General features: G+C 67.9%; 12 protein-coding genes and 1 riboswitch. Of the genes, 7 read left to right on the top strand and 5 right to left on the bottom strand.

All coding sequences use genetic code 11. The annotated features are described in order from the left end of the window. Positions 1-120: 120 nt before the first annotated feature. Both AC5LXK_RS23655 and AC5LXK_RS23650 read left to right on the top strand, forming a co-directional pair. Positions 121-1,038, top strand: a complete 918-nt coding sequence (locus AC5LXK_RS23655) for an alpha/beta hydrolase family protein (protein WP_493393897.1) — start codon at positions 121-123, stop codon at positions 1,036-1,038. Next, on the top strand, positions 1,035-1,466 hold the full coding sequence (locus AC5LXK_RS23650; RefSeq protein WP_493393896.1) for a MarR family winged helix-turn-helix transcriptional regulator: 432 nt from the start codon (positions 1,035-1,037) through the stop codon (positions 1,464-1,466). The genes AC5LXK_RS23655 and AC5LXK_RS23650 overlap by 4 nt, the downstream gene beginning before the upstream one ends. Before the next feature lie 106 nt (positions 1,467-1,572). Here the strand turns inward: AC5LXK_RS23650 and AC5LXK_RS23645 are convergent, their stop codons facing one another. Beyond that, complete coding sequence (locus AC5LXK_RS23645; protein WP_493393895.1) at positions 1,573-2,079, bottom strand: 6,7-dimethyl-8-ribityllumazine synthase; 507 nt, start codon at positions 2,077-2,079, stop codon at positions 1,573-1,575. Between the two features lie 66 nt (positions 2,080-2,145). Continuing rightward, positions 2,146-2,302, bottom strand: a riboswitch (FMN riboswitch). 416 nt (positions 2,303-2,718) lie between these two features. On the opposite strand from AC5LXK_RS23645, the gene AC5LXK_RS23640 reads away from it, so the two are divergent. The 3 genes from AC5LXK_RS23640 (at position 2,719) to otsA (ending at position 8,882) form a co-directional block, all read left to right on the top strand. Beyond that, positions 2,719-4,749: a TonB-dependent receptor gene (locus AC5LXK_RS23640; protein WP_493393894.1), complete on the top strand. Its 2,031-nt coding sequence runs from the start codon at positions 2,719-2,721 to the stop codon at positions 4,747-4,749. 473 nt (positions 4,750-5,222) lie between these two features. Beyond that, positions 5,223-6,842: a methyl-accepting chemotaxis protein gene (locus AC5LXK_RS23635; protein ID WP_493394040.1), complete on the top strand. Its 1,620-nt coding sequence runs from the start codon at positions 5,223-5,225 to the stop codon at positions 6,840-6,842. Positions 6,843-7,478: 636 nt separating this feature from the next. Further along, positions 7,479-8,882, top strand: coding sequence for an alpha,alpha-trehalose-phosphate synthase (UDP-forming) (gene otsA, locus AC5LXK_RS23630; RefSeq protein ID WP_493393893.1), 1,404 nt, complete (start codon positions 7,479-7,481; stop codon positions 8,880-8,882). A gap of 15 nt (positions 8,883-8,897) precedes the next feature. Here the strand turns inward: otsA and AC5LXK_RS23625 are convergent, their stop codons facing one another. Together AC5LXK_RS23625 and ftsH are read right to left on the bottom strand one after the other, a co-directional pair. Next, complete coding sequence (locus AC5LXK_RS23625) at positions 8,898-9,365, bottom strand: OsmC family protein (RefSeq protein ID WP_493393892.1); 468 nt, start codon at positions 9,363-9,365, stop codon at positions 8,898-8,900. 85 nt (positions 9,366-9,450) lie between these two features. Continuing rightward, positions 9,451-11,427, bottom strand: coding sequence for an ATP-dependent zinc metalloprotease FtsH (ftsH, locus tag AC5LXK_RS23620; protein WP_493393891.1), 1,977 nt, complete (start codon positions 11,425-11,427; stop codon positions 9,451-9,453). Positions 11,428-11,883: 456 nt separating this feature from the next. Here ftsH and AC5LXK_RS23615 point away from each other — a divergent pair, with 456 nt between their 5' ends. Next, positions 11,884-13,548, top strand: a complete 1,665-nt coding sequence (locus tag AC5LXK_RS23615; RefSeq protein ID WP_493393890.1) for an acid phosphatase — start codon at positions 11,884-11,886, stop codon at positions 13,546-13,548. A gap of 91 nt (positions 13,549-13,639) precedes the next feature. Here the strand turns inward: AC5LXK_RS23615 and AC5LXK_RS23610 are convergent, their stop codons facing one another. Together AC5LXK_RS23610 and AC5LXK_RS23605 are read right to left on the bottom strand one after the other, a co-directional pair. Next, on the bottom strand, positions 13,640-15,136 hold the full coding sequence (locus AC5LXK_RS23610; RefSeq protein WP_493393889.1) for an FAD-dependent oxidoreductase: 1,497 nt from the start codon (positions 15,134-15,136) through the stop codon (positions 13,640-13,642). A 288-nt stretch (positions 15,137-15,424) separates the two neighbouring features. Further along, complete coding sequence (locus AC5LXK_RS23605; protein WP_006483048.1) at positions 15,425-15,634, bottom strand: hypothetical protein; 210 nt, start codon at positions 15,632-15,634, stop codon at positions 15,425-15,427. Positions 15,635-16,094: 460 nt separating this feature from the next. Between AC5LXK_RS23605 and AC5LXK_RS23600 the strand changes: the two genes are divergently transcribed. Continuing rightward, positions 16,095-16,511: a nuclear transport factor 2 family protein gene (locus AC5LXK_RS23600; protein WP_493393888.1), complete on the top strand. Its 417-nt coding sequence runs from the start codon at positions 16,095-16,097 to the stop codon at positions 16,509-16,511. Positions 16,512-16,513: the final 2 nt, after the last annotated feature.

Below are 16,513 nucleotides of genomic sequence, written 5' to 3'. Positions count from 1 at the left end.
CTGTCCGCCACCGTCATTCGCCGTCTGCTATTCGAATGATTCCTCGATATATATTTCGCGCACGAAATAAATCTGGACTATATTTCGCATACGAAATAAATACCCGGAACGAGGACGGCCATGACCTCCCAACCCATCGAATTTTCCGCCGCCGACGGCTATGCGCTGCACGGCACGCTGTGGTCGCCGGATGTCGCGCCCCGCGCGCTGGTGCTGATCCATCCGGCCACGGCCGTGCCCGAGCGGCTGTATGCGGGCTTCGCGCGCTTCCTCACCGAACGCGGTTTCGCGGCGCTGACCTACAACTATCGCGGCATCGGCGCGTCGCGCCCCGCGCGCCTGGGCGCGCTGCAGGCGCGCATGCGCGACTGGATGGAACTCGACGTGGGTGCCGCGACCGCGTGGGCGCGGCAGGCTTATGACGGGCTGCCGCTGCTGGCGGTCGGCCACAGCGTCGGCGGGCATGCGATCGGGCTGTCCGGCGCCACGCCCCATCTGCGCGCGGCCGTCCTCGTCGCCGCGCATGCGGGCAGCACACGGCTGATCGCGCAGGCGGCCGAACGCGTGAAGGTACGGCTCATCCTGCGCGTGCTCGGCCCGCTGATGTCCGCGCTGCTCGGCTACGTGCCCGGCAAGCGGCTCGGGCTCGGCGAGGATCTGCCGGCCGGCGTGTTCCGCGAGTGGAGCCGCTGGACGACGCTGCCGCATTATTTCTTCGACGACCCGACGCTCGGCGCGGCCGAGCGTTTCTCGAAGCAGCAGTTGCCGATCCTGGCGCTCGGCTTCGACGACGATCCATGGGCGAACCCGGCCGCGATCGGCCTGCTGGTAAGCTATCTGACCCGCGCGAAGGTCGAACGCCGCCAGATCGATCCGCACGCGGCGGGCAGCGGCCCGGTCGGGCACATGGGCTTCTTTCGCAGCCGGCCCGGCACCGTGCTGTGGCCGGGCGTCGCCGACTGGCTCGCGCAGGCGCTCGACACGCCACGCACCACGGGCCGTCCCTCCCTTTCCATTGCAGCCGGGAACCCAGCTTGAGCGAAGACCGACGACTGTTTTTCATGTTGAACATCGGCCAGCGGCGCGTGCAGCGCTGGATCGACCGCAAGGCCGAAACCGAAACGCGCGCGAGCGCCGCACAGGCCGGCGCGCTGTTCTGTCTCGCGAAGCAGGATGGCGCGCTGATCGGTGAAGTCGGCGCCGCGCTGCAGCTCGCGCCATCCGCGATGACGGGGCTCGCCGACCGGATGGCAAAGGCCGGCCTCATCACGCGTCATGCCGATTCGGACGACGGCCGCGCGACGCGGCTGTACCTGACCGACGAAGGCCATGCGGCGCTCAAGCGCGCACGGGTGCTGCTGCGCGAACTCAACGGCAAGCTGTGCGACGGGTTTTCCGACGACGAACTCGATGTCGTCGCGCGCTGGCTGCACACGTTGCAGGAGCGGTTTCCGACGGAGCGCTGAGCGACGGCTGAAACGCGGTGTCGCAGCCCCCTTCGAAGACATCCCGCCCAAACCGGCATGCGTGCCGCCGCGCAAGCAACGCAGCGGTACGCACACGGTAAAGCGGTCAGGCCGCCTGCGGGATCGCCGCAGCCACGGATCCCGCCTTCAGCGCCGCGACCTTGCCGATCGTATCGACGCACGCATGCGCGAGTTCCGCGCCCTTCACGAGGAAGTGCTCGTGGAAGAAGGCGACATGCTCGGCCCCGTGGAAATGATGCGGCGTCAGCACCGCCGACAGCACCACCACGCCGGTTTCGAGCTGCACCTGCATGAGACCGGAAATCACCGCCTGCGCGACGAAGTCATGGCGATAGATGCCGCCGTCGACGACCAGGCCGGCACACGCGATGGCCGCGTACTTGCCGGTTTGCGCGAGCAGTTTGGCATGCAGCGGAATTTCGAAGGCGCCTGCCACTTCGAAGAAATCGCAATCCGCCTGGCTCAGGTTCGCGTTGGCGAGCCCGTCGACGAACGCGTTTCGGCACTGGTCGACGATCTCCTTGTGCCAGCACGACTGGACGAAGGCGATACGCGGAGCGGCGGTTTGGGAAAGGGAAGCAGGTTGGGTCATCGATAGGTCCTGTGTGAGTTGAATGGGCGCACAGGGACAAGCCGCGTACCTTGCGTACGCAACGAACCCCGCTCTCTCTCATCCGGACTGTGACCGTCGGCCCCGGAATCGAACCGGGTCTGCTGACCTTGCCGTGCACATGCGTGTCGGCAAGCGCTCGCGGGCTACGCGCAATCGCGCGATTACCGCCGGTGGGGAATTTCACCCCGCCCTGAGAACGTTCGCGGCACCTTGGCCGCGCCGGAAATCTATCACACTCTCGTCGTGCGGGCGCTGCGGCGCCATCCGCCCGCCTCGTGCCCTCGACACCCCCATCCCGCCTTTCCCGGGAGCGGCGCGCCGCTCCAGCCAGCTTTTCATCGATCCGACGGAAAACATACGACTTCCTGCCAGCAAGCTTGGAATTTGAAATGATATAACATATCATTTTGGAGGCTCGTCCGTCTGACGCGTTCCACTGTGGGTGGCCGAGCCTCGCCGAGCCATGTTCCAACGGGTCACTGCGCGTCAATGACGCAACAATATATCGTATCTTACGGTGGCCCGCATCGCTCGTTATCCGATCCGATTCCAACCGATTCACCGACCATGCGCGACCTCCCTCGCTTACCGCTTCGCCCGCTTTCGTCCCTTTCGTTGATGCTGTTCGCCGCCGTCGCGCACGCGCAAGCCGATGCGCCCGCGTCGTCGAACCCCGCGCCGGCCGCCGCTCCACTCGCACCGATCTTCGTGACCGCGAACCCGCTCGGCGACACCGAGCTGATCGCACCGACCGTCCAGCTCTCCGGCGATGCGCTGACGCGCCGCCAGGCCGATTCGCTCGGCGAGACGCTCAACGGGCTGCCCGGCGTGTCGACCACCACCTACGGGCCGATGGTCGGCCGCCCGATCATCCGCGGAATGGACGGCGACCGGATCCGGCTGCTGCAGAACGGCGTCGCGGCCTACGACGCGTCATCGCTGTCGTACGACCATGCGGTGCCGCAGGATCCGCTGTCGATCGAGCGCGTCGAAATCGTGCGCGGCCCGGCCGCACTGCTGTACGGCGGCAACGCGGTGGGCGGCGTGGTCAACACGATCGACAACCGGATTCCGCGCGAAGCGATCCAGGGCGTGACCGGCGCGCTCGACGCACGCTATGGCGGCGCCAATTCCGTGCGTGCCGGTGCCGCGCAGGTCGAAGGCGGCAACGGCCGGTTCGCGTTCCACGTCGACGCGTTCGACCGCGAAACGAGCAAGCTGCGGATTCCCGGCTACGCGCGCAGCAGCCAGCAACGCGCGATCGACGGCCCCGACACGCCGCAGCCGGAAGGCAACGTACCGAACAGCGACGGCCGTGTGCACGGCGGCGCGGTCGGCGCGTCGTACACGTGGGCCGACGGTTTCGCGGGCCTGTCGTACAGCGGTTACGAATCGAACTACGGCTCCGTCGCGGAAAGCGACGTGCGGCTGCGGATGCGCCAGGAACGCCTCGCGCTCGCCTCCGAGGTGCGCAACCTCAGCGGGCCGTTCACGAAGCTGAAATTCGATTTCGCGTACACCGACTACCGCCACAAGGAAGTCGACAACGGCGAAACGGCGACCACCTTCCGCAACCGCGGCTACGAGGCGCGCATCGAGGCGCGCCATCGCAAGATCGGCCCGTTCGAAGGCGCGATCGGCGTGCAGTTCGGCCAGAACACGTTCTCCGCGCTCGGCGACGAAATGCTCGTGCCGTCCACGCGCACCAACAGCGTCGCGCTGTTCGGCCTCGAGGAATGGCAGGTCGTCCCCGCGCTGAAGCTGAGCCTCGGCGGCCGCTTCGAACATGTGAAGGTCGACCCCGATCCGGCCGGCGTCGAGAAATTCGCGGGCGCGCAGCCGCGCGACTTCAACGCGGGCAGCCTGTCGGCCGGCGCGCTGTTCTCGCTGACGCCGGTATGGTCGGTTGCGGCGAACGTCGCGTACACCGAGCGCGCGCCGACCTTCTACGAGCTGTACTCGAACGGCCCGCACGATGCGACCGGCCAGTTCCTGATCGGCAACCCGAACGCATCAAAGGAAAAGGCCGTGTCGACCGACCTGTCGCTGCGCTATGCGAGCGGGCCGAACCGCGGCAGCGTCGGCGTGTTCTACAACCGCTTCTCGAACTACCTGGCCGAGTACAACACGGGCCGCGTCGTGAACGACGACGGCGAGCCCGTCGCGCCCGGCACCGACGGCTCGCTCAACGAGGCGATCTATCGCGGCGTGCGCGCCGAGTTCTACGGCATCGAGCTGGACGGCAAGTGGCGCGCGTTCTCGCGGCGCGGCCACACGGTCGATCTCGAACTGACGGCCGACTACACGCACGCACGCAACGTCGACACGGGCCAGCCGTTGCCGCGCATCGCGCCGCTGCGCGCCACGCTCGCGGCCGACTACGGCTACGGCCCGCTCGGTGCGCGCGCGCAGGTCACGCACGCATGGTCGCAACATCGCGTGCCCGACAACGACTTCTCGACGGACGGCTACACGTCGCTCGGCGTGATGCTGACCTACAAGTTCCGCTTCGGCGCGACGCACTGGCTCGCGTACCTGCGCGGCGACAACCTGACGAACCAGGAGATCCGCTACGCGACGTCGGTCGTACGCGGTTTCGCACCGGAAGGCGGCCGCAGCGTGATGGCCGGCTTGCGCACCACGTTCTGACCCTCTCACGGCTCGCGGCGCCCGCCGCGGGCCGTTTTCCGGCGCGCCCCCTCCGCCGCGAATATCCGTTTATCCGCCAATTGCACCAATCCATTGAATTGGCGCAATCCGATCACGCGCATCGGGTCCCGCCCCAAATCCCCCGCAACGAAATTCCTTTATTCACCCATAAATCAGAACAAATTCATCATACGATTATTATCAAAAAGACGATTTTTGTTTCACCAATAAAACCGGTTTCAAATTCTGCGTATAAACCCTTTGAATCAAGGCCGATCCGGACGGTATTTGATCGAGATCAAGAATGCCCGTGCGACAAGGCTCTCATCGCTAAAAAAACGAATATCAGGGTTTTCGAAGGGTAAAGAACCATTCCAAATACCCGTTAATGCCGGCACGAGCCCGTATCTGGTCGAACAATAAATTCCATTTGCCAACCACTCGCGCAGAGGCACAACGTGAAAATCGCCAGAATGAGCATCAAGACGAAACTCCTTGGCGGCTTCGGCCTGCTCGCCGCGGTCGTCGTGATCGTGTCGGGCATGGCCCTCAAGGCGCTGTCCGATACGAACGCCGAGTTTTTACGCTACATGAACGGCATCAATGCGCGGGCAACCCTGTCCGCGCAAATCCGCACTGCGGTCGACCGTCGCGCCATCGCCGCGCGCAACCTCGTGCTCGTGACGAAGCCGTCCGACGTCGAGCTCGAACTGGCCGAAGTCAACCAGGCGCACAAGGACGTGCAGGACCACCTCGCGAAGCTCAAGGAGATGATGGCGAACGCGACCGACACGTCCGATCGCGCACGCGAACTGGTGGCCGACATCGTGCGTGTCGAAACCAGCTACGGGCCCGTGGCGCTGCGCATCGTCGGGCTCGCGCAGGCCGGCAAGAAGGACGAGGCCACCGCCGACATCGACGACAACTGCCGCCCGCTGCTCGCGCAGCTGGTGCGCGCGACCGACGCATACGCGACCTACACGCACGAACGCGAACTCGCGATCGCGCAGCAATTCTCGGATCGCTACACGGCGGAGCGCAACCTGCTGGCCGGCATCTGCCTGATCGCGGTCGCAGTGGCCGTCGCCGGCGGCCTGTGGCTGACGCGCAAGATCACGGTGCCGATCGGCTCGGCGGTGGACGTGGCCCGCACGGTGGCGGACGGCGATCTCGGCAGCCGCATCCAGGTGAGCGGCAACGACGAAACGCGCGACCTGCTCGACGCGCTGCGAACGATGAACGAGCGGCTGATCGGGATCGTCGGCCGCGTGCGCGACTCGTCGAACAGCATCGCGCACGCGGTGAGCGAAATCGCATCGGGCAACCTCGACCTGAGCCAGCGCACCGAGGAACAGGCCGCGTCGCTGCAGGAAACCGCGGCGACGATGGAGGAATTCACGTCGACGGTGCGATTGAATGCGGAAAACGCGCAACAGGCGAGCACGCTGGCCGCGAATGCGTCGGACGTCGCGCAGCGCGGCAGCTCGGTGGTCGGCCGCGTGGTCGACACGATGACGGAGATCGGCCACAGCTCGTCGAAGATCGCCGACATCACGGGCATCATCGAAGGCATCGCGTTCCAGACCAACATCCTCGCGCTGAATGCGGCCGTCGAAGCGGCACGCGCGGGCGAACAGGGCCGTGGTTTCGCGGTCGTCGCGAGCGAGGTGCGCAGTCTCGCGCAGCGCTCGTCGACAGCGGCGAAGGAGATCAAGGAGCTGATCTCCGCGTCGGTGCAGACGATCCAGGACGGCTCGGCGCTCGCGGGCGAAGCCGGCAAGACGATGTCCGACGTCACGCAGGCCGTCGCGCGCGTGACGGACATCATGGGCGAGATCGCGGCCGCATCGGCCGAGCAGAGTCGCGGCATCGACCAGGTGAACCTGACGATCACGCAGATGGACGAGACGACGCAGCAGAACGCGGCGCTCGTCGAACAGGCGGCGGCCGCATCGAAGTCGCTCGAAGCGCAGGGCCGCGAGTTGTCCGAAACGGTCGCCGCGTTCAGGATGCCGTCCGGCGCACAGGCGGCGCAGCCGGGCATGCATGCACAGGAACCCGGCATGCGGCACTGGCAGCCGGCCGCCGCGTAACGGAACGCGGCGAGAAGGAGACGATGCGCACGCTGTTCCGCCTGTCCGCCTGCGTCGCGCGTGCACGCACCGCACGATGCGCGGCCACGCGCGGCATGCGGTTCAGCTGCGCATCGTCGCCATCCGGTGCGCCGAGTAACACGCACGCACGACGGCGCGCATCGCCGGTCCGCGCCGCACGTTCCCGGCACGCCGGCATGTAGATCGCGCATCGACGCAGACGCGTCGCGCGTCACGAGTCACGGCAGCGAATCCGCTTGCCGTCATGCGCGCATGCAGGACGTCACGCGCGATCGCGCGTCGTTCGTCCGCTCCGCCGCATCGCATGCGCGTACGCCGTATTCGCAGCGCGCGCGCAAGTTTCGCTCCCGCCCGGATATCGCGCGTTGCCACACCGTCGTCATGGATATCGCGCTACATGTGCGCCGGCGTCGTTCGTCGATACGGTCTTTTAAAACGAACGAATGACGAGTATCCTAAAAAAGCACTCCCCGACCGGACGGCGAATCGCGTGCCCTGACTCCCGTCCGATCGCCTTGCGGCCCCCTCGCATCGCGCACCGCGCGTCGATGGCGGCGTCTGCTTCTCGCGCCTTGGCCGCACGAACCTTTCCCCCAACAATCGTCAGGAGAGCTGGTGAGCCGACTCGTCGTCGTATCCAATCGCATCGCAGATCCCCGTAAAGCCGCGGCAGGCGGCCTCGCCGTCGCCGTGAAGGACAGCCTGCAGGAAACCGGCGGCGTATGGTTCGGCTGGAGCGGCAGGCTACGCGGCGACGATCAACCCTCGCATGGCGACGACGTGCAGATCCAGAACGTCGGCGGCATCCAGCTCGCGACGATCGACCTCGATCCGCAGGATTACGACGCGTACTACCTCGGCTATTCGAACAACGTGCTGTGGCCGGTGTTTCACTACCGGCTCGATCTCGCGCAGTTCGACCGGCGCTTCGCCGACGGCTACCGGCGCGTGAACCAGTTGTTCGCGCGCAAGCTGCGCACGCTGCTGCGGCCCGACGACACCATCTGGGTGCACGACTACCAGCTGATTCCGCTCGCTGCCGAACTGCGCGCGATGGGCTGCACGAATCCGATCGGCTTCTTCCTGCACATTCCGATGCCGCCGCCGCCGATCATGGCCGCGATCCCGGAACACGAATGGCTGATGCGCTCGCTGTTCGCCTACGACCTCGTCGGCTTCCAGACCGAATCGGACCTGCTCCACTTCGAGCATTACGTCGAAGCGGAAGCCGGCGCGGCACGGCTGCAGGACGGCCGCCTGCGCGCATTCGGCCGCACACTGTCGGCCGGCGCATTTCCTATCGGCATCAACGTCGACGAATTCGAATCGCTCGCACGCGATCGCGACGGCCTCGACATGTTCGAGCGCATGCGCGACGAATATTCGCGCCGCCAGCTGCTCGTCGGCGTCGACCGGCTCGATTACACGAAAGGCCTGCCGCAACGCGTGCATGCGTTCCGTCAGTTGCTCGAACAGTATCCGGAGAACCGCGACCGCGCGACGCTGATCCAGATCGCCGCGCCGAGCCGCGAGGATCTCGGCGCATACGACGACCTGCGGCGCGAGATGGACAGCCTGTGCGGCGCGATCAACGGCGACTACGGCGAGCTCGAATGGATGCCGATGCGCTACATTCACCGCACCGTCGCGCGCAAGCGCCTGCCGGGCCTCTATCGCGCGAGCCGCGTCGCGCTCGTCACGCCGTTGCGCGACGGGATGAACCTCGTCGCGAAGGAATTCCTCGCCGCGCAGGACGCAGCCGATCCGGGCGTGCTCGTGCTGTCGCGCTTCGCCGGCGCGGCCGAACAGTTGAAGTCGGCACTGCTCGTGAATCCGTACGATACGCAAGGCACCGCGCAGGCGATCCAGCGCGCGCTCACGATGCCGCTTGAAGAGCGGCGCCAGCGTCATACGGCGTTGATGGCGATCGTGCGCAAGACCGACGTGCACTGGTGGCGCACGCGTTTTCTCGACGCGCTCGCCGAAGCAGCCGAAGTCGCGGCCGCGACCGAATCCTGACGCGCTGACGCGCACTCACGCATCCGTCGCGACGATTTCGAGCGTCGCGCCGTTCACGTCGCACACGTCGACCGAAATCGGGATGCCCGCTCGCATGCTCTCGGTCACCACGCAATACGCATCGAACCGGTCAAGCGCGCGCGTCGCCGCCGCGAGGTCGGCCCATGTCCTGCCGATCGACAGGCGTACGGACATCGCGCCCACACGCACCCTGCCCGCTTCGTTCTGCACCATGTCGACGTCGATATGCGCGGCGACCGGCTGCGGATCGACGTGCTGCTTGTCCAGCGCGAACAGCAGGCTCGCCGACAGGCAGCTCGCGACGGCCGCGGCCAGCAGCCGGATCGGGTTCGGCCCGCGTCCTTCGCCAAGCGGCGGCGGCTCGTCGATCAGCACCGGCGACAGCGTCGTGCCGGCAAACGTGACTTCGAAGCGGAAGCGCGCCTGCTGCGCGACATCCACCGATACGTGCGCGTCGCTCATGGCGACTCCGTGACTGGAAAGTGGGAAAGGAAATGCGGCGCGTCGACCTGTCGACGCGCGCCGGTCGCCGGTCGGTGCCGCGCGTTCAGCGATCGGGTTCGCGCGGCCGTCCGTACGCGACGAATTCGCGCTCGACCGCGGAGGCCTGCTCCGTTTCGATGGCGCCGCCGCGTGCACCTGCGTCGTCACCGGGTGTCGCCGACGTGGCGGGCGGCGCTTCGGCGCGCCCGTCGATCAGCGCCAGCAGTACGTCGCGTTCGAGCACCTCGCATTGCAGCAGCCGTCGCGCGATCCTTTCGAGCGCATCGCGGCGTTCGCCGAGCGTCGCGGCCACCCGCGCATGCGCATCGGTCAGCAGCGTGCGCACCTCGTCGTCGATCATCCGTGCGGTATGTTCGCTGCAGCGACCGTCGCCCGCATGCCACGCACCGGGCATGCCCTGTCGCGCATCGCCGTCGTCGAACGTCGCGAGCCCGATCTTCTCGCTCATCCCGTACTGCATGACCATGTGGCGCGCCATCGCGGTCGCGCGTTCGAGATCGTTCTGCGCGCCGGTCGATACGTCGCCGAACACGAGCTCTTCCGCCACGCGCCCGCCGAGCAGTGCGTCGATCCGGTCGAGCAGTTCGCTCCGGCGCAACACGTAGCGATCCTCGGTCGGCACCTGCTGCGTGTAGCCGAGCGCAGCCACGCCGCGCGGAATGATCGACACCTTCTTCACCGGGTCGCAATGCGCGCGGCTTTCCGCGACGAGCGCATGGCCGGCCTCGTGATACGCGATGGTCAGCTTCTCCTGCTCGTTCATCACGCGGCTCTTGCGTTCGAGGCCCGTCAGCGCGCGGTCGATCGCTTCATCGAAATCGGCCATGCCGATCGCCGGCTTGCCGAGTTCGGCCGCATGCAGCGCGGCCTCGTTCACGACGTTCGCGAGATCGGCGCCGACGAAGCCCGGCGTACGCGACGCGAGCTCGCCGAGATCCACGTCGGCCGCGAGCTTCACGCGCTTCACGTGCACGCCGAGGATCTGCCGGCGGCCGTTCACGTCGGGCCGGTCGATCGCGATGTGACGATCGAAGCGGCCCGGCCGCAGCAGCGCGGGATCGAGGATCTCCGGCCGGTTCGTCGCGGCCATGATGATCACGCCGGAGCCGGCCTGGAAGCCGTCCATCTCGACGAGCAGCTGGTTGAGCGTCTGTTCGCGCTCGTCGTTGCCCGACATCGGGCCGACACCGCGCACCTTGCCGAGCGCATCGAGCTCGTCGACGAACACGATGCACGGCGCCTTCTGCTGGGCCTGCTCGAACAGGTCGCGAACGCGCGCCGCGCCCACGCCGACGAACATCTCGACGAACGCCGAGCCGCTGATCGAGAAGAACGGCACGGCTGCTTCGCCGGCCACCGCGCGCGCGAGCAGCGTCTTGCCCGTGCCCGGCGCACCGACGACGAGCACGCCCTTCGGGATCTTGCCGCCGAGCCGCTGGTAGCGGTCGGGATTGCGCAGGAACGCGACGAGCTGCTGCAGCTCGGCCTTCGCCTCGTCGATGCCCGCGATGTCGTCGAACGTAATGCCGGTTTCCTGCTGCACGTACACGCGTGCGCGACTCTTGCCCATCCCGGTGAAGTCCTGCAGCCCGCCGCGCTTGCGCAGCATCATGTTCCACACGAACACGAACAGCACGAGCGGCAGCAGCCACGACGCGAGCGACGCGATCCAGCCCGTGTCGGGCGCGCCGTGATAGCGGATGCCGGCGGCGGTCAGCGTATCGGTCAGGTGCTCGTCGGTCACGCGGTTGGTCGTGAAACGCCACGGCGCGCCGGCCTGCTGCACGACCGCGGCTTCGGATGCCGGCAGCATCGTGCCGGCCTGCGGCATCTTCAGCGTGCCCGAGATCGACGCGGGGCCGACCTCGAGATCGTCGACGAGCCGCGCGACGACAAGCCGGTGGAAATCGCTGTACGCGATCGATGCCGACGACGGGTGCAGCATCAGCAACTGCGCGGCGAACAGCACGAAGAAGCCCGCCGCGATCAGCAATCCCGGGTAGTCGAATTTCCTGTCCATGGCATCGGGCCGGCCGGCTGCGCTGCGCGGCGTACGCTCACGCAGGCACGCGCGCACGAGCGGCGCGCGACCTCGGCGGCCATGCGGAAGCGATCTTCATCCGCGCCATCGTCGCCTCGTTCGTTGCATCCATGACGCCTCGGCAACACCGTCGGCCGGCGCCGCCGGGCGATCCTCGCCCGGGCGGCACGCCGCGGCGCGCCGCCCCTGAATCCAGTCTAGCTCGCGCAACGGCGTCGCGCATCGCCCGGCACGCAAGTCGAATCGTCCGACGAACGGCTTTCATCTGCCCCCCTTGACGCGTTATAGTCGCGCTCATGACATTTTTGTGACAGTCGCGTCGCGCCGCCGGTGCGCAACACCGTCCGTTGCATTCCGTCCCGCGTCGCGGCAGCCTGAGCAGCACCGCCACGCATCGAACGACAACCCCCACCCGCCCTTCGAGGAGCACACGACGTGAACGACACCCCCGATCGCCCCGACGACCTTCCCGCCGATCCCGACCGCCGCCGTGTGCTCGGCGGCCTCGCCGCGCTCGGCGCCGGTGTCGCGCTCACCGGCTGCGAAACCACCGCCGGCAGCGCGCCGCGTTCGGCCGCCGACCTGCGCATCGACGAAGCGTTGCGCCAGCGCGTGCGTCACATCGTCGTGATCTATGCGGAAAACCGCAGCTTCTCGAACCTGTACGGCGATTTCCCCGGCGTGCAGCATCCGCTTGCCGAGGTGCGGCCCGACCACGCGCAGCAGCTCGATCGCGACGGCAAGACGCCGCTGCCCGTGCTGCCGAAGATCTGGGGCGGGCTCGTGCCGCAGGCGCAGGAAGTGGACGGCAAGCGCTACGCGATCACCGAGCGCGACATCGACAAGCTGCCGAACGCGCCGTTCCGGATCGCGGACGCGCAGGGCAAGCCGCTGCCGAACGGCGTGATCACGCGCGACCTGTGGCACCGCTTCTACCAGAACCAGATGCAGATCGCGGCCGGCCGCAACAACCAGTTCGTCGCGTGGGCCGACTCGGGCGGCCTCGTGATGGGCCATTACCGCAATTCGGCCGATTCGCTGCGGCTGTGGAATCTCGCGCGCCAATACACGCTGTGCGACAACTTCTTCATGGCGGCCTTCGGCGGTTCGTGGATGAACCACATGTTCCTGATCTCCGCGCAGCCGCCGCTGTATCCGGACGCGCACAAGCATCCGCATGCGGCGAAACTGCTGTCGAAGGTCGAAGGCGACGATCCGGCCGGCACGCGCCTGAAGCTCGCCGACGATTCGCCCGCGTCCGCGCTCGACGGCCCGCCGAAGTTCGCGGTCGACGGCCCGCTGACGCCGGACGGCTACGGCGTGAACACGATGGCGCCGCCGTACCAGCCAAGCTACGTGCCGCCGCCCGATCCGGGCAATGCCGCCTATGCGGATCCGGCCGACCATCGCGTGATGCCGCCGCAGGGTTACGCCACGATCGGCGACCGCCTGTCGGAGAAGAACGTCGACTGGGCGTGGTACAGCGGCGCGTGGCAGTACGCGCTCGAGCATCGCGACACGGGCACCGTGCCCGATTTCCAGTACCACCACCAGCCGTTCAACTACTTCGTGAACTTCGCGCCGGGCACGGAGGCCCGCCGCCAGCACCTGCGCGACGCAGGGCTCGGCGACGAGCCGTCGACCAACCGCTTCATCGCCGACATCGATGCGGGCCGCCTGCCGGCCGTCACGTTCTACAAGCCGCAAGGCAACCTGAACATGCACGCGGGCTACGCGGACATCGAATCGGGCGACCGTCACATCGCGACGGTGATCGACCATATCCGGCGCAGTCCGCAATGGGAAAACACCGTGATCGTGATGACGCACGACGAGAACGGCGGCTGGTGGGATCACGTCGCGCCGCCGGTCGGCGACCGCTGGGGCCCCGGCTCGCGGATTCCGGCGATCGTGATCTCGCCGTTCGCGAAAAAGGGCTTCGTCGACCACACGCTGTACGACACGAACTCGATCCTGCGCTTCATCAGCCGCGTGCACGGGCTCGCGCCGCTCGACGGCGTGGTCGTGCGCAACAAGGCGTTCGCCGCACGCGGCGCGACGCCGCCGGGCGACCTGACGAATGCGCTCGATCTGGGCTGACGACCGGTCGATCGCCTGACCGCCTGAAACGACGACGCCCCGGGCCAACCGATGGATGGCCCGGGGCGTCGTTCGTTCCGGACCCGCCGCGCTACGCGGCGCTGCGCAATGCGTCGCGGCCGGCCTGCGCGGCATGACGGCCCGCCTGCCGGCCGAAGAAGGTCGAGTCGGCCAGCGACAGCCCCGAGCTGTACCCGGCGCCCCAGCGCGGCAGCCCGCACGTCGTCCGGCCGGCCGCATAGAGCCCCGGCACCGGCGCACGCGCCGCATCGAGCACCTGCCCGGTCGGCAGCGTATCGAGCCCGCCGAGCGTGAAGTGCGGATAGAACGCGTAGTCGATCCGGCAATCGAGCGCGACGAACGGCGGCTCGACCAGCGGCTGCAGCCATTGCTTCGCCTTGTGGAACAGCGGATCGGCGCCTTCGGCCGCATGGCGGTTGTAGACCTCGACGGTTGCCGTCAGCGTGCCGGCCGGCATCTGCAGGTCACGCTCGATTTCCTCCCACGTTTCCCCGGCCGCCGCGATGCCGATCCGCGCGATCGCGGGCGGCTCCCGGTAGGTCGCCTGATCGACGAGCAGGTAGATCCGATCGTCGGCCTGATGGAACGCGTGATGGCCCGTGCGGCCGTGATAGCCGTCCTCGTTGATGAAGCGCTGCCCGCGCGCGTTCACGAAAATCCCCTTGATCAGCGTCTCGGGCGCATAGAACGGCAGGCTGACGAAGCCCTGGTCCATGTGGATCGCCGCGCCGCCCGCGCTCTGGCCGAGCAGGATGCCCGAGCCGTCGTCGCCGGGGCTGCCGATCGGTTCGTCCGAACGCAGGAACTGCGGCGCATGCCGGCGCACCATGTCGCGGTTCATCGCGAAACCGCCCGCGCACAGGATCACCGCACGGCGCGCACGCACGAATGCCGTCTCGCCATACGCGCGCAGCACGACGCCGCACACCGCACCGCCGTCGTCGACGATCAGCGCGACCGCGCGCGTGTCGTAGCGCGTGGCAACGCCGAGCGCCGCCACGCGCTCGGCCAGCACGCGCATCAGCATCTGCCCGCCGCCCCAGCCCGGCCATTGCGGCGTGTGGCCGCGCGGGCACGGCTTCGCGGCCTCGCTGAACGGCCAGGCTTCCTCGCTGCCCGACCAGATCAGGCAGTCGTCGGTTTCCGGTTCGACGATCCGCTCGGCGATGAACGTGTTCTTGTAGGTCAGGCCCTGCTCAACGAGCCAGTCGTGGTGTGCGAGGCTCTCGTTCGCGTAGACGCGCACCTTCGCCTCGTCTGCATCGCGGCCGCCCGCGAGCATCAGGTAGCGGTACAGGTCCTCGGTGTCGTCGGTGAAGCCGGCCTGCCGCTGCGCGGGCGTGCCGCCGCTGCCGCCGAGGTAGATCTCGCCGCCCGACAGCGCGCTCGTGCCGCCGTAGCTCGACGCGCGCTCGACGATCAGCGTGTCGGCGCCGGCGCTCGCGGCCTCGATCGCCGCGCACGCGCCGGCCGCACCGAAGCCGACGATCACGACGTCGTGCTCGGCGTCCCAGCGGGGCACGTCGCGAAGGTTCAGGGGATGGGTCAGGGAATAGTCGGATGACATGAGGAATGAGTCAGTCAGCGTGAAGGGAATCTGCGGGATGCTGCGGTCCCGGCGCCGGCCTGCCAGGGCCCGGGCTCGACGCGGAACAGCACGTCGATACGGGCACGTGACCCTGCGAGCGCAGGCCACGTGCGTCGTCTTGCGCGATGGAGATCGATCGCCCGTCGAACGGCGTGAAGCCGCACCGGCAGCGCGATCCGGCACGACACGCGTCGCGCGCGTCGCTGCGTCGGCAGGCCGTCGCGCCGCGACGGCGCCTTGCCGGCGCGGCGCCCGGCCGCGCCGGCGTCACATCCCGCGCAGCGCGGCGAAACCGAAGTGCGACGGATCGATCGGCACGCACCCGGTCGGCAAGCCGTTCGGATCGACCGAGCGGCATTGCAGGATACCGGCCGCATATGGCGGCGACGGGACCTCGTCGGCACCGTATCGCGCCATCGCCATGGCCGCGAACGTGCCCATCGCCAGTACGCACAGCTTGCGAGTCGTCAGTCTCATGATCGTCGTCCCCTCCGGTTGGCCGCTGGTGCGGTTCGTCTCCGGTGCGCATCGCTTGCAACGCCGGATGACTGCACGGTAGCCAGCGCCCGGCCGCCGGCCATCGTCCATTTCGACTAGGGGCAAACGCTGAGCGGATGGCGCTCCGCATGTCGCGGCGCACCATCGCCGTCGTCGGGATTGCCGGCGTAAAGGAAACGCCGCACGTTGCATGCCTTTCGCGACAGGCCACACCAATCGTCAGACGCATGCGGCGCGTCGGCCGCTGCGCCGCAGCAGCGGCACGCGAACGCACGGCACTGCGCAATTCACCCCGGTGTTTTCCCCGACCCTCGCCCTGCTCCGTATGGATGATGAGTCCCGGCCGGTCCGATGCGAACCTGCGCATCGACGTCGCAATGCCGCCGCGTCCGCACTCGCGGCGCGGCCGACTCGTTCCGTTTTCCCACGGGAGCACTGCATGACCGATTCGAATCCCCGCCACGCGCTGTACGACCTCGCGTGCCGCTACGCGCAGGCCGTCGACCGGCGCGACTGGCCGCGCCTCACGTCCCTCTTCACCGCCGAAGCCACGCTGGCCGGCCCCGGCTTTCGCTTCGACGACCGCGATGCGATCGTCGCGGGCATGCGCGTGATCGAGCGCTACGACGCGACCCAGCATCACGTGCACAACCAGCTCGTCACGCTCGACGGCGGCGAGGCCGACGTCGAGACCTACGGCATCGCGTGTCACGTGTACGTGCGCGACGGCGTGAAGCGCAAGCTCGACTGGGGGCTGCGCTACCGCGACCGCTGCGTGTTCGACGGCGGCACCTGGCGCTTCGCCGCGCGTACGCTGCATGTCGACTGGTCGCAAGACCTGCCGCTGGAGGGCTGAAG

It is taken from the genome of Burkholderia pulmonis (assembly GCF_984667975.1).
Note: the sequence above shows the minus strand (reverse complement) of the source record. Positions and strands in the feature narration are given on the sequence as shown.

Coding starts and splice junctions, on each gene's coding strand:
- AC5LXK_RS23655 (WP_493393897.1), top strand. CDS start 121: ATGACCTCCCAACCCATCGAATTTTCCGCCGCCGACGGCTATGCGCTG.
- AC5LXK_RS23645 (WP_493393895.1), bottom strand. CDS start 2,079: ATGACCCAACCTGCTTCCCTTTCCCAAACCGCCGCTCCGCGTATCGCC.
- AC5LXK_RS23640 (WP_493393894.1), top strand. CDS start 2,719: ATGCTGTTCGCCGCCGTCGCGCACGCGCAAGCCGATGCGCCCGCGTCG.
- AC5LXK_RS23635 (WP_493394040.1), top strand. CDS start 5,223: ATGAGCATCAAGACGAAACTCCTTGGCGGCTTCGGCCTGCTCGCCGCG.
- AC5LXK_RS23625 (WP_493393892.1), bottom strand. CDS start 9,365: ATGAGCGACGCGCACGTATCGGTGGATGTCGCGCAGCAGGCGCGCTTC.
- ftsH (WP_493393891.1), bottom strand. CDS start 11,427: ATGGACAGGAAATTCGACTACCCGGGATTGCTGATCGCGGCGGGCTTC.
- AC5LXK_RS23610 (WP_493393889.1), bottom strand. CDS start 15,136: ATGTCATCCGACTATTCCCTGACCCATCCCCTGAACCTTCGCGACGTG.
- AC5LXK_RS23605 (WP_006483048.1), bottom strand. CDS start 15,634: ATGAGACTGACGACTCGCAAGCTGTGCGTACTGGCGATGGGCACGTTC.
- AC5LXK_RS23600 (WP_493393888.1), top strand. CDS start 16,095: ATGACCGATTCGAATCCCCGCCACGCGCTGTACGACCTCGCGTGCCGC.